Origin of the sequence: Streptomyces sp. NBC_00510, from assembly GCA_036013505.1 — a bacterium.
Lineage (GTDB): Bacteria > Actinomycetota > Actinomycetes > Streptomycetales > Streptomycetaceae > Actinacidiphila.
Map to the genome: position 1 here is coordinate 2,178,494 of CP107851.1, position 13,538 is coordinate 2,192,031.

Sequence of the window (13,538 nt, forward strand, 5' to 3'; positions counted from 1 at the left end):
TCAGTTGTTCGCGACGAACTGGCGGGCGAGCGCGTCACCGGCGGAGACCGCCTGGGCGTGGCTCTCGATCGGCGCGACGGAGGAGTTCTTGAAGAGGATGTACGTCACGCCGGACTCCGCCCCGCCGGTCTCCGGGTCGGGGTCGATCCCGAGGGCCTGCGCGGTGGCGTAGGAGGCCTCGCCGATGATCGCGGTGGGGCCGGTGTCGCCGACGACGGCGTACTCGACCCGGCCGCCGTACACGACGGCGACCACGCCGCCGCCCTTGATGCCGGCGCCGCGGTAGTCCCAGGTGCCGCTGGGGCTGGGGACGACGACGTAGGGGAGCGTCTCGGCGTTGAGCGGGCGGCCGTCCGACTGGTGGAAGGCCGTGTCGTCCTGGAACCAGGGGTCGGTGTCCCAGTTGCAGCGGGCGGTGACCTGGCCGTCGCAGTCGATGTCCATGTCGGCCTTCCAGAACACGGCGCCGTTGGCACCGCAGACCGGGACGGTGGCGGAGGTCTCCTCGTCGGTGCGGTACCTGCCGCCCGAGATCTGCGTACAGCCGTTGACCTTGGCCAGTAACTGGGCGGCCGTGACCGAGCCCTCCTGGGGACTGCGGGGGGACGACCCGGCGGCGCCGGCGGCGGGGGTGAGGAGGGCGGCCAGCAGGGTGGCTCCGGCCCCGGCGGTGGCCAGTGCGAGGCGCTTGCGCACGAGGGACTCCTTCCGTTAGGAAACTTTCCTAACCCATACTTTGGCATCTTGTCGGGGTCATGCCAAGAGGACGAAGGTCCCGCCGGTGAAGGACCCGAAGATGACCGAAAGACCGAGGGCGCGCCGCCGCGCGCCCCCTACGGTGGGGGCTGATCCGCATGCCCGGCATGCACGCAGCCGGCCCCAGGAGGTACCACCGTGGCACTGACGACCCGCGCGACCCGAGCCCTCGGAGCAGTCGCGGCGGTGACGCTCGCCGGAGCCACGCTCGCCGCCTGCGGCACGGAGCACATGATGCAGAGCGCCGGCAGCGCCGCCTCGGCGCCCTCCGTGCGGCCCGCCGCGCCCTCCGCGCCGTCGTCCGCGCCCTCGTCGGCCCCCGCCGCGACGCCGTCAACGGCGCCCGGCGCCCCGTCCGGCACGCCGGGCACGGCCCGCACCCCGGCGGGCACCGCGCACCACGACGACCCGCACCACGACGCCGCGCACCACGAGGCCGCCGCCCCGGGGACCGCCCGGCCGCAGGCCCCCGCGCCCGGCGCGGACCCGCGGCGCGGCGGCACGGGGGCCCACGGCACCGCGGTCCAGGCCCCCGCCCACGGCACGTCCGTGACCGCGCGCTCGATCCAGCACGGCGTGGAGGCCCCGGGCAGGTCCGTGGCCCTCACCTTCGACGACGGCCCGGACCCGGTGTGGACCCCCAAGGTCCTGGACGTGCTCGCCAGGCACCACGCCAAGGCCACCTTCTGCGAGATCGGCCCCAACGCCAGGGCCCACCCCGACCTGGTGCGGCGGATCGCCGCCGGGGGCCACCGGCTGTGCGACCACTCCGTCCACCACGACGAGGCGCAGAGCCGCAAGTCGGAGGAGTACAACCGCCACGAGATACTCGACGCCCAGAGCGAGATATCCCGCGCCGCCGGCTCCGGCGACAGGGCGCTGTGGTACTACCGGGCCCCCGGCGGCGACTTCTCCCCCGCGATCCGCGCCATCGCCGCCGACCACGGACTGCGCCCGCTCGGCTGGACCGTCGACTCCGACGACTGGCGCCGCCCCGGCGCGGACGCCATCCTCGCGACCGTGAACTCCGAGCTGAAGCCGGGCGCCATCGTGCTCATGCACGACGGCGGCGGCGACCGCGGCCAGACCGTGCAGGCGCTGGAGACCCTGCTCGACCGGCTCGACGCGGCCGGCTACACCTACACCTTCCCCCAGCGCTAGATCCGCGGCCCGGACCCGGCCCCGCCGCGGCGCGCCTGCGTGCGGAGCTGGTCGAGGATGGGGGAAAGGGAGGACACGACCCGCGTTCTTCTCACACCCCGTGACGATTCCCTGCACACGGGCTGCGCCGGGGCCCCGGAGGCGGTGTAATGACCACGTGGTCAGCGACGGCGCGAAAGGACGCAGAGTTCGGGCGCTGTCCGCCGAGCTCGCGCTCAAAACGCTCCGATCCGACCTTGGTCAGTCCGCCCGCCTGCGATCCGTCATCGAACAGGTGCTGGTCTTCACCGGTGCGACCCACGTCGCCGTGTACGCACCCTCGGAGACCGGCGGGGAGTTGTGCCTGGTCGCCTCGGCCGGGGTGCCGCGCGCCCTGCACGGGCTGCGCCAGAGCTACGCGACGGACGGCGGTTCCCCCATGGCCGTTTCCGTGCGCCAGGACCGCGTGGTGTCCGCGGGGCCCGCGGAGGTCGCCCGGCTGACGGGGAACGGGACGCCGGAGCCGCTGGAGGTCTCGATGACCGCCCTGCCGCTGCGGGCGGACCATGTGAGCGTCGGCTGCCTGGTGGCGGTCACGGACCAGCCCGGGGGCTTCGACACGGAGGACCGGCAGCGCCTCGAACTGTTCGCCACCGCGATCGGCCACCCCGGCCCCACGCCCGGCGACGCGTGCGGCGACACCGACCCGATGGCCGGGGCGGAGTCCCGGGGCACCGGGTTCACCCTCGACATGGACACCGGCTGGATCAACGTGGGCGACGACGTGCTCGCCCTGTTCGGCCTGGAGCCCTCGGGGTTCGACGGCCGGGTGGAGACCCTGCTCGCGCTGACCCTCCCCGAGGACCTGCCCGCGCTGATGTCGGTGGTGGAGGCCGGGCACATGGCCACCGGCGACCGCGAGCTGGAGTTCCGCATCCGCCGGCCCTCCGGGGAACTGCGCTGGCTACGGCTGCGCGGGCGTGTGCTGTTCGCCCCGGACGGCCGCCCCGTACGACTGCTGGGCACCGTCGGGGACGCCTCGCGGATGCGCGCCGGGGCCAACGACGTGGGCCGGGTGCAGCAGCTCGCCGCCGACCTGGCCAACGCCGCGACCGTACGGGACGTCAGCGCTGTGGTGGTGACGGCGCTGCGCCGCCCGCTGAACGCCGACCGGGTCGCGCTCGCCGAACTGGAGAACGACCGGCTGGTGGTCACCGTCCTCGACCCTGCGGACCCCTCCGCGTGGCCCGAGGTGTGGCGCACCGAATGGCGTTCGGAATGGCCCGACGCACCGACCCGGGCCATGCCCACGCTGGCGACCGCGCTGCGCGAGGGCCGGGTCGCCTTCTGGCCGGCCGGGGCACCGCTGGAGTCCACGCTGGCCGGGGTGGGCCCCGGCGGACTCGCGGTGCTGCCGCTCCCCGCGGCCGGACGGGTCGTCGGCTGCTGCCTCATCGGCTGGGACGAGCCCCACGAGTTCGGCGCGGACGAACGCGCCGTGCTGACCGCCGCGGCCGGGCTGGTCGGCCAGGCGCTGGTCCGCGTACGGGCCTTCGATGCCGAGCACGAACTGGTCGGCACCCTCCAGCGCACCCTGCTGCCGCGCCGGCTCCCGGTGCTGCCGGGCGGTGTCGCGGTCGCCCGGTACCTGCCGACGACCGGCGGGCTGGAGGTCGGCGGCGACTGGTACGACGTCATACCCCTGCACGACCACCACGTCGCCCTCGTCATCGGCGACGTCCAGGGGCACAACGCCGGGGCCGCGACGCTCATGGGCCAGATGCGCACCGCGATCCGCGCCTACGCCGTGGAGGGCCACTCCCCCGACGTCGTCGTGTCACACGCCAACCGCCTGCTCATGGGCATGGAGACCGACCTCTTCGCGACCTGCTGCTACGTCAGCATCGACATGGAGGAGGGCAGTGCCTGGTGCGTGCGCGCCGGTCACCTGCCCCCGGTGCTGCGGCTCCCGGACGGCACCACCCTGACCGTGGAGGGCGACGGCGGGCCCCCGCTGGGCGTCGTCGACGACGCGGACTTCCCGCTGATCCCGCTGCGGCTGCAGAACGGCACCGTCCTCGCGCTGACCACGGACGGCCTGGTCGAGTCCGCCGAGCTCCCGATGGACGAGGGCGTCGCGCGGATGTCGCGCGAGCTGTCCGAGGCCGACCCCTCCCACCTGGGCCGCATGGCCGACGCCCTGCTGAGCAACGCCACCCGCAGCGACGACATCGCGCTGCTGCTGATGCGTTACGACGGCATGGCCGTCAAGCCCGTGCGCGAGAGCTGGACGGTGTGGCGGCTCCCCGACGCCGCCTCGCACGCCCGCCGGTTCACCGCCCGCACCCTGCGTGCGTGGGGGCTCGGCGAGGCGGCCGACACGGTGCTGCTGGTCGTCTCCGAGCTGGTCACCAACGCCCTGGTGCACACCGAGGGCCAGGTCCGCCTGGACATCACGCTCACCGGCGACCGGCTGCGGATCGCCGTGGGCGACGGCTCGCCGCGGACGCCGGTCAAGCCGGCGATCATCAACTGGCACGACACCGGCGGCCGCGGCATCCTCCTCGTCGAGGCGATGTCGGCGGCCTGGGGCACGATGCCGCTCAGCGGCGGCAAGCAGGTGTGGTGCGAGATCCCCGTCCACCCCCCGCACATCGACCCGGGCAGCGGCAGCTGACGCGGCCCGCCGTGGGTGCGCGCGAGGAACCCGGTGCGCGGGCGGCAGTTGCGCCGGCGCATGACGCGGCCGGGGGCGACGGCACGCGTCCCCGCCACGAGGTGCCCCCGGCCGGATCGCGTGGGCCTCGGGCACCGGGGCGCTGGTGACGCGCAGTCGCCGCCAGCAGCCGCCTCTGCGGGTCCAAGGACCCGATGCCACGCCCGGCGTGCCCCTTCGCCCAGACCCCTAAGGCCGTCCACGTGTGCCCGCGCGCCGACACGACCATGGAAAGCCTCCCGAGGGCAGGAGTCCCCCGCCCGCCGGGGGCAGTCGCGTCGGCGGGAGCATCTGCGGCAGCCCTCGCCGGGCGACGCGCGTCCCCTGCCGCGGGGTGTTCCCGCACCCGGCGGGGGTCCCGACGGCTGGGCAGTGCCCGCACCGGCCGACCCCCTGAACTCGGCCGGGGCAACGGATAGTTCCTGCGGTCCGGGCGTCGTGAGCGCGACGCTGGAACCCGGCGTGGCGGTTGCGCGGGCCCCTCCGACCGTCCCCGCGGAGACAGCGCCGCGCCGGGCGGGAGTCGCTTCAGGCAACACGGCCCCGGCCGGCGGCCCGGCTGCGGCAACCCCGTCACGCCGGGCCATCGCCCGCCCATGCACAAGGCCCCGCGTCCCCGCCACGAGAAGCTCCCGCGCCATCACGCACGCACCACAGCACCGCTCCGAACCCGCCCCGCACACAGGCAGGTTGCCGCCGGGCCGGGCGCCGGCAGCGGGTCCGCGAGGGGCCGGTCGGCTTGGTGCTCCAACCGTGACCTGCAGCACCTCTTCCCGACATGCCGACCAGTCGGTATCGTGCGGCCACCCCGGGGCACCGACGCCCCGGGGCGTACCGGTCGAACCTGCCCGTCCCCCCACCGCGCCCGCACACCCTCGCCACGCAAGCCGCTTGGAGATCGCGCGATGACGTACTACGGCGACACCTGGCACCACCGGCAACCACCGCCGCCCGCACCGGAGCCGGCACCACCACCGCGACCACCCGTGCGGCCCGTCGAGCTCAGGCGGCTGCGTTCGGCCTACCGACTGCTGCGGCGGGTCTCGGCGCTCACCGCGCTCGGCTACTTCCTGGCCTTCCTCCTGCTCTCCGTGCTCGCGCGGGACACGATGGGCACGAGGGTCGCCGGACAGCTGACGCTGGGCACGCTGATGGGGCTGTCGCAGCTCGCCGTCACGTTCGCGGCGATCCGCTGGTACGAGCGCAGCGCGCGGCGGTCGGTGGACCCGCTGGCGCTGCGCGTACGGCAGCGGGAGACGGCCGACGGGGCCGCCCGGTGAACCAGTTCGCGGCCGCATACGACTCGGGGACGCAGACCGTCGTCCTGCTCTTCTTCACGTTCCTGGTGACCTGCACGCTGCTGCTCAGCGTCTTCGCCGGGCCGGAACGGGACGACCTCGCGGAGTTCTACACTGGCTACCGCACCCTCACCCCGTTCAAGAACGGCCTGGCCATCGCGGGCGACTACATCTCCGCCGCGACCGTCCTCAGCACCACCGGCATCATCGCGCTCTTCGGTTACGACGGCTTCGTGCTGGCGACCAGCACCGGCATGTCGCTGGTGGTGCTGATGTTCCTGCTCGCCGAACCCCTGCGCAACGCGGGGCGGTTCACCATGGGCGACGTCCTCGCCCGTACGATGCGCGGCCGGTCCGTGCGGATCGCCGCCAGCGTGGTCACCCTGGCCGCGTGCCTGCCGTTCCTCATCGTGCAGCTGTCGGGGGCGGGTTCGCTGCTCACCGCCATCCTGGACATCCACCTCGACGGTGCGCGCACGGTCTCCATCGCCATGATCGGCACCTTGATGGTCGTCTACGCGGCGATGGGCGGGATGCGGGGCACGGCGCTCATCCAGATCATCAAGATCGTGATGCTGCTGGGCAGCAGCGCCGTGGTCGCCGCGCTCGTCATGAGCCGTTTCGGCTGGAGCGCCGACGCCCTGCTGCGCGCCGCGCAGGCGGGCAGCGGGGCCGGCGAGGCGTACTTGCGGCAGGGCCTGGAGCTGGGGCGGACCACCGAGGGGAAGCTGGACTTCATCGGGCTGCAGCTCACGGTCGTCCTCGGGGTGGCCTGCCTGCCGCACGTGACGATGCGTCTGTACTCGGCGCCCGACGCCCCCGCCGTGCGCCGCTCGATGTCCTGGGCGGTCGGCGCGGTCACCACGTTCTGCCTGCTGGGCACGGTCATGGGGGCGGGCGCGGCCGCCATGGTCGGCGCCCGGCTGATCACGGGGGCCGACCCCGAGGGCCGTACGTCGGTGCTGATGCTGGCCCGGGCGTTCGGGGAGGCCGCGCCGTCGATCGGCGAGACGCTGCTGTACGCCGCGGTCTGCGGGACGGTGTTCGTGACGTTGCTGTCGTCGGTGTCGGGACTGACCCTCGCCGCGGCCTCGTCACTGGCGCACGACCTGTTCGGGCACGCGATGCGCGACGGGCGGGCCGCCCCGCGCACCGAACTGGCGGTGGCCCGCTGGGCGGCCGTGGGTGTCGGCGCGGCGGCGGTGGCCCTGGCCGCGCTGGTCCAGGACTGGAACGTCGCCGTCATGACGACGACCGCGCTGGCGATCGGCGCCTCGGCGGTGGCGCCGGCCCTCACGTACTCGTTGTTCTGGCGGGGCTTCGGCCGCACCGGCCTGCTGGCCGCGCTGTACGGCGGCACGGGGTGCGTCCTGCTGCTGACGGTGTTCTCCACGGCGGTGTCCGGCGGTCCCACGGCGCTCTTCCCGGACCGTGACTTCCACTGGTTCCCGCTGCAGACCGCCGGGTTGGTGTCCATCCCCTTCGGCTTCCTCGCCGGCTGGCTCGGCAGCCGCTACGACCGGCGGCGCCGCGACGGGACGGCCGCCGAGAGCAGGCGGCGCTACGAGGCGGGCGAGGCACGGCTGCTGGCGGGCGCCGGCTAGCCCAACTCCTCGTCACCGGGGGCTTGTCAGCGCTTCGGACAGGGGTCACCCTCAGTCGGAACCGAATCCGATTCTGATTCGGTCGGGCCGGGAGGAGCCCTCCCGGACGGCAGGCCGGCCCCGCCGCCGGAGCGCCGGGCCGCCCGCGCGATCCGATCCACGATCCACGATCCCCGTTCCCCCGACCCCCCGACCCCCGCCCCCCTCGTCCCGTACCACCCCGCCGAACTCCCAAGGAAGGGTGACTGGTGGAAAGCCTCCTGCGCATCGACGGACTCGAGGTCTCCTTCGGAGGCCTGTCCGCGCTCGATGCGGTGTCCCTGTCGGTCCGGCCGGGCGAAGTGCTCGGCGTCATCGGGCCCAACGGGGCCGGAAAGACGACCCTGTTCAACGCGGTGTGCGGCTTCGTACGCCCGGCCGCCGGGACGCTGCACTGGCAGGACCGGGCACTGCCCTGGCCCCGGCCGCACCAGCTGGCCCGGCTCGGCATCGCCAGGACCCTGCAGGGTCTGGGGCTGTTCCCCCGGCTGACCGTGCTGGAGAACGTCATGGTCGGGGCGACCCGGCACGCGCGGGCGGGCTTCACCTCCGCGCTGCTGGGACTGCCCCGCTCGGACCGCGACGAGCGGCTGCTGCGCCACCGTTCGCTGGCCGTCCTGCGTGAGCTCGGCGCGGAGGACGCCGCCGGCCGACTCCCCGGCGAACTCCCCTACGGGGTGCAGAAGCAGGTGGCGCTCGCCCGGGCGCTCGCCGGTGAACCGCGGCTGCTGCTGCTCGACGAACCGGCCTCGGGGCTGTCCGAGGACGGCATGCGCGACCTGGGCGGTGTCATCTCGGGGCTGCGCGAACGGATGGCGGTCATCCTCGTCGAGCACCACATGGACCTGGTCATGAGGGTCTGCGACCGGGTCCTCGTCCTGGACTTCGGCAAGGTCATCGCCCACGGCACCCCGGACGAGGTGCGCGACGACCCGCTGGTGACGGAGGCGTACCTCGGCGACGAGGTCACCGCGGGAGCGGCCGCGGCGCCGACCGACACCGCGGCACCGGGGGCGCCCGGGTCCCGAGAGGAGTCCTCCCGTGCTTGAGGTCCGCGAACTCGTCGTCTCCTACGGCATGGTGCGGGCCCTGGACGAGGTGTCCCTCACCGTGGACCAGGGCAGCATCACCGCCGTGCTCGGGGCCAACGGCGCCGGCAAGACCACGCTGCTGCGCACCGTCAACGGACTCGTCCGGCCCCGCTCCGGCAGCGTCCTGCTCGACGGCACCGACATCTCCAGGCTGCCCGTCGAGGAGGTCGTGCGGCTGGGCCTGTCCCACGTGCCGGAGGGCCGCGGGGTCATCACCGAGCTGACCGTCCACGACAACCTCCGGCTGGGCGGGCTGTGGCGGGGCCGGCGCGAGCGCAGGGCGCTGCAGTCCGCCGGCCTGGAGGAGGTCTACGCCCTCTTCCCCGCCCTGGCCGAGCGGCGCGCGCGGCCCGCGGAGACCCTCTCCGGCGGCGAGCGGCAGATGCTCGCCATCGGCAGGGCACTGATGACCCGGCCACGGCTGCTGCTGCTCGACGAACCGTCGCTGGGGCTCGCGCCCCGGGTCACCGCCCAGATCCTGGCCGTCCTGCGGGACCTGCGGGAGCGGCAGGGGCTCACCGTGCTCCTGGTGGAGCAGAACGCGCGCAGCGCCCTGTCCGTCGCGGACCACGGCGTCGTGCTGAACCTGGGGCGGGTGGTCGCGGCCGACGCGGCCGCGCGCCTCGCCACCGCGGACGACCTCCGCCACGCCTACCTGGGGTTCTGAATGTACTTCATCAATCTGACACTGGGCGGGGTGAGCAGCGGCGTCGTCTACGCGGCGGTCGCGCTGGCCCTGGTGCTCATCTGGCGGGCGACCCGGATCGTCAACTTCGCCCAGGGCGGCATGCTGATGATCACGACCTTCGTCGCCCTCGGCGTGATCCACTCGACCGGTTCGTACTGGCTCGGGCTGCTGGCCGCCCTCGCCTCGGGGTTCGTCCTGGGGGCGGTCGTGGAACGGGTGCTGGTCCGGCCGGTCGAGAACGGACCGCCGATGAACGCGGTCATCGTCACGCTCGGACTGCTGCTGTTCCTGCAGGCGGTGGCCGGGATGGTGTGGGGCGGCTCGCCGCGCTCCTTCCCGCCGCTGCTCGGCATCAAGGGCTTCACGGTGGGCGGCGCGAGGCTGCTGCTCTCGCCCTCGGACCTGTTCGTCATCGGGGCCGTGCTCGTGGTGATGGCGCTGCTCGTGCTGCTCTTCCGGGTCACGCCGGTGGGGCTGCGGATGCGGGCGGCGGCGTTCTCCCCCGAGGTGGCCCGGATGTTCGGGGTGCGGGTCGGCCGGGTGCTCACGCTGGGCTGGGCGCTGGCGGGGGCGGTCGGGGCGCTCGCCGGGGTCCTCGTGGCGCCGGCGACCTTCGTCGGGCCCAACCAGTTCGACGCGGTGCTGGTGTTCGGCTTCGCCGCCGCCGTCGTCGGGGGGCTGGACAGCCCGCCGGGTGCGGTGGTCGGCGGGCTCGTGGTCGGGCTCACCCTCTCCTACGTCTCGGGGTACCTGGGGTCCGAGGTCGCGCTGCTGGGCGCGCTGGCGGTGTTGATGACGGTGCTGATGATCAGGCCCAACGGCCTGTTCTCGCGGACCTCCGTGCGACGGGTGTGAGGGGCTCATGACCGAGACGACCGACACGAAGGACCTGCGGTCCCCGCTCGGGGGCCCGGCCGCGACCGGCCTGACGGCCCGGCTGAGAGGGCCGATGGACCGCACCGCGGTACGGCACCTGGTGCCCGCGCTGCTCGGGCTGCTGGTGGTCTGCGCCGTCAGCGCCCTGCTGTCGCCGTACCAGAACCTGGAGGTCGCCGGCGTCGCCACCTATGTGTGCGCGGTCGCCGGGCTGACCGTCCTTACCGGGACCAACGGCCAGATCTCGCTGGGCCACGGGGCGCTGATGGCGGTCGGTGCCTACGGGACCGGTCTGTTCCTCACCGAACTGGGCTGGTCGCTGGCCGTCTCTCTGCTGGCGGGCACGGCGGTGACGGCCGCCCTGGGCGCGCTGGTGGGCGCCGCGGCGGCGCGGCTGCAGGGCCCGTACCTCGCGGGCGCGACCCTCACCCTGGCCGTCGGGCTGCCGGCGCTCGCGAACTACCGGCACCTGACCGATCTGCTCGGCGGCGAGAACGGGCTCGTGGTGGCCTCGCCCCCGCCGCCCGAGGCGCTGGGCCCGTACTTCCCGCTGGAGCGCTGGCAGGCCTGGGTCTGCGTGCTGTGCGCGGTGGTCGTGCTGGTGTTCCTCGCCGACCTCGGGCGCAGCCGCGTCGGCCGGTCGTGGCGGGCGATCCGGGACGACGAGGTCTCCGCGGCGCTGGCCGGCATCCACGTGGCGCGCCTGCGGGTGCTCGCCTTCGTGGTCAGCGCGGCCTGCGCGGGGCTGGGCGGCGGGCTCCTCGCGGTGGTCAGCTCGCTGGCCGCGCCCGGGGCGTTCCCGCTGGCGCTCTCCCTGTCCCTGCTGACGGCGGCGGTGCTCGGCGGGCTCGGCAGCCTGGCGGGCGCCGTGTACGGCTCGGTGCTCCTGGTCCTGCTGCCCAACTGGACGGGCGACGTGGCGGACGCCCTGCACCTGTCCCGGGGCTTCTACGCGAACCTGCCGCTGGCCCTGTACGGCCTCGCCCTCGTCCTGTCGATGCTCCTGTTCCCGCAGGGGATCCACGGGGCCCTCATCCGTCTGGTCCGGCGGCTCCGCACGCGGGGCTCCGGTACCTGACCGCCGGTATCCCGTTCCCTCGACCACCGGCACGTCACCTGAAATCCGTCCAACACCCACCGAATCCGATTCGGTTCCAGGAGGGGTCATGAGAAGAAGTCACCGACACGGCCTGCGCCTTCGCGGCGGCGCCGCGCTGGCCGTGCTCGCCTTGGTGCTCACTGCCTGTTCCGACGGCTCCGGCAGCGGTTCCGCCGCGCCGGGCGTCACCAAGGACAGCATCGTCATCGGCAGCCACCAGCCGCTCACCGGCCCGGCGGCGCCGGGGTACAGCAACGTCTCGGCGGGCGCGAAGGCGTACTTCGACCACGTCAACGCCAAGGGCGGGGTCAACGGCCGGAAGATCGAGTTCAAGTACAAGGACGACGCGTACAACCCGACCCAGACGGTGAAGGTCACCAAGGAACTCGTCCTGGAGGACAAGATCTTCGCGATGGTGGGCGGTCTCGGCACGCCGACCCACACCAAGGTGGTCGACTACCTCAACAGCCGCGGCGTGCCGGACCTGTTCGTCTCCTCCGGCTGCCGCTGCTGGGACGAGCCCGAAAAGCACCCGCAGACCTTCGGCTGGCAGCCGGACTACCTCGTCGAGGGCAAGATCCTCGGCCAGTACATCAAGGAGAACTTCGCCGGCAAGAAGGTCGCCTACTTCTACCAGGGCGACGACTTCGGCAAGGACGGCGTCGAGGGCCTGGACCAGTACATCCCCAAGGAGTCGGTGGTCAGCAGGCAGAGCTACCAGCCCGGCGGCACCGACATCGCCCCGCAGGTCACGGCGATCGCCCAGTCCAAGGCGGACGTGGTGGTGCTGTTCACCATCCCGACGTACACCGCGCTGTTCAAGCTCACCTCGCTCAAGCTCCAGTACAACCCGCAGATGGTGGTGACCAACGTCGGTTCCGACCCGACGACCCTGGCGGGCCTGCTGGAGTCCTTCGCGAAGCAGGCGGGCGGCACGGCCGACCCGGCCGCGCTGATGAACGGCATCATCACCGACACCTACATGCCGCCGACCACCGACGCCTCCAACAGCTGGATCAAGCTCTACCGCGAGATCCACGACAAGTACATCCCCAAGCTGCCCTTCGACGGCAACGTCGAGTTCGGGATGTCCATGGCCTACACCTTCGTCCAGGCATTGCAGGCCGCCGGGGAGAACCCGACGCGGGAGTCGCTGGTGAAGGCCGTGGAGAAGGGCGGCTTCACCGGGCCCGGGCTGGTGCCGTTCCGGTTCAGCGGGGACTCGCACGCCGGCTACACCGGGGTCCAGATCGGCATCCTGAAGGGCACCGAGGTCGCCCTGCAGGGCACGCCGCTGGTGACGGACGACGAGCAGGGCGCCATCACGCCGTACACCACGGCACAGCCGGAGGCCCCGGCCGACGGCATCCCGGCGTCCTGAGGGGCGAGGGGTAGTGTGCTGCCCCTCCAGGCAGTGGGTCCACGGCGCGACGCGACCGTGACGGACGGAAGGTCCCGGGATGGGCGACAGACGCGGTGACGAGCTGGTCATCGGCGATCCCGCGGACCTCCCCACCACCGGTGGGGCGTCCGGGCCGGCCCCGGCCCGGACGCCCGGCCGGGCGGCGACCACCCGGCAGGCGCTCCTCAAGGCCGCCCGCGAGGTCTTCGGGGAGTCGGGGTACGCGGCGGCCGGCATCGCCGAGGTGGTCCGCCGCGCGGACGCCAGCGTCGGCGGGCTCTACCACCACTTCGACGGCAAGGTGGACCTCTTCCTGGCCCTGTGGGAGGAGTTCCGCACCGCCCAGGTCCACACCACGGCCCGCGCGGTGGCCCGGCTCCGCGAGAGCGGGGAGAACCGGCCCCGCGCGCTCTTCCTCACCGGCACCCGCGCGTACCTGGAGCACACCTGGACGCGGCGGGAGATGGCCAGGCTCTTCTACACCGGGGACACCCCGCCGGGCTTCGACCTGCTGGGCCGGCAGAACCTCCGGACCTGGATCAGCCACAACGCGACCCTGCTCGGGATCACGCAGGAGCGGCCGGGCGACCGCGCCCTGCTGATCGCGCTCACGACGACGATCGCCGAGATCGGACGGGAACTCGTCGCCTGCGACGACCCGCGCGAGGCCGCCGACCTCACGGACACCGCCCTGGAACTCATCGGCCGGCTCTGCGACTTCGGGCTGTCGGCCGCCGCAAACGACGCCACCGGCTGAACCCTTCCGGCCACCGGCCCCGACGCCCCGCGCGCCGTGGATCCGCCCTGGTCACGGGCGGACGGAGCAGCT

The 13,538-nt window shown here is 73.6% G+C and carries 11 protein-coding genes; 10 read left to right on the forward strand and 1 reads right to left on the reverse strand.

Annotated elements, in window-relative coordinates:
• A complete protein-coding gene (locus tag OG937_09750) occupies window positions 1-696 on the reverse strand; it encodes a glycoside hydrolase family 75 protein (protein ID WUD71956.1) in 696 nt (231 codons plus the stop codon).
• 198 nt (window positions 697-894) lie between these two features.
• On the opposite strand from OG937_09750, the gene OG937_09755 reads away from it, so the two are divergent.
• The 10 genes from OG937_09755 to OG937_09800 all read left to right on the forward strand — a co-directional run bounded on the left by OG937_09755 (window position 895) and on the right by OG937_09800 (window position 13,466).
• On the forward strand, window positions 895-1,917 hold the full coding sequence (locus tag OG937_09755) for a polysaccharide deacetylase family protein (protein WUD71957.1): 1,023 nt from the start codon (window positions 895-897) through the stop codon (window positions 1,915-1,917).
• 157 nt (window positions 1,918-2,074) lie between these two features.
• Entirely contained in the window at window positions 2,075-4,573 is a 2,499-nt protein-coding gene (locus OG937_09760; protein WUD71958.1) for a SpoIIE family protein phosphatase, read from the forward strand.
• A 944-nt stretch (window positions 4,574-5,517) separates the two neighbouring features.
• A complete protein-coding gene (locus tag OG937_09765; GenBank protein WUD71959.1) occupies window positions 5,518-5,892 on the forward strand; it encodes a DUF485 domain-containing protein in 375 nt (124 codons plus the stop codon).
• Complete coding sequence (locus tag OG937_09770) at window positions 5,889-7,514, forward strand: cation acetate symporter (GenBank protein ID WUD71960.1); 1,626 nt, start codon at window positions 5,889-5,891, stop codon at window positions 7,512-7,514. Before OG937_09765 ends, OG937_09770 begins: the two co-directional genes overlap by 4 nt.
• 248 nt (window positions 7,515-7,762) lie before the next feature.
• On the forward strand, window positions 7,763-8,602 hold the full coding sequence (locus tag OG937_09775) for an ABC transporter ATP-binding protein (protein ID WUD71961.1): 840 nt from the start codon (window positions 7,763-7,765) through the stop codon (window positions 8,600-8,602).
• On the forward strand, window positions 8,595-9,311 hold the full coding sequence (locus tag OG937_09780; GenBank protein ID WUD71962.1) for an ABC transporter ATP-binding protein: 717 nt from the start codon (window positions 8,595-8,597) through the stop codon (window positions 9,309-9,311). Before OG937_09775 ends, OG937_09780 begins: the two co-directional genes overlap by 8 nt.
• Before the next feature lie 30 nt (window positions 9,312-9,341).
• Complete coding sequence (locus OG937_09785; GenBank protein WUD71963.1) at window positions 9,342-10,187, forward strand: branched-chain amino acid ABC transporter permease; 846 nt, start codon at window positions 9,342-9,344, stop codon at window positions 10,185-10,187.
• A gap of 7 nt (window positions 10,188-10,194) precedes the next feature.
• The gene (locus OG937_09790) at window positions 10,195-11,286 is read left to right on the forward strand and encodes a branched-chain amino acid ABC transporter permease (GenBank protein WUD71964.1); all 1,092 of its coding nucleotides are present in this window, start codon (window positions 10,195-10,197) and stop codon (window positions 11,284-11,286) included.
• A gap of 88 nt (window positions 11,287-11,374) precedes the next feature.
• The gene (locus OG937_09795) at window positions 11,375-12,688 is read left to right on the forward strand and encodes an ABC transporter substrate-binding protein (GenBank protein WUD71965.1); all 1,314 of its coding nucleotides are present in this window, start codon (window positions 11,375-11,377) and stop codon (window positions 12,686-12,688) included.
• A gap of 79 nt (window positions 12,689-12,767) precedes the next feature.
• On the forward strand, window positions 12,768-13,466 hold the full coding sequence (locus tag OG937_09800; GenBank protein ID WUD71966.1) for a TetR/AcrR family transcriptional regulator: 699 nt from the start codon (window positions 12,768-12,770) through the stop codon (window positions 13,464-13,466).
• The last annotated feature ends 72 nt before the right edge of the window (window positions 13,467-13,538 follow it).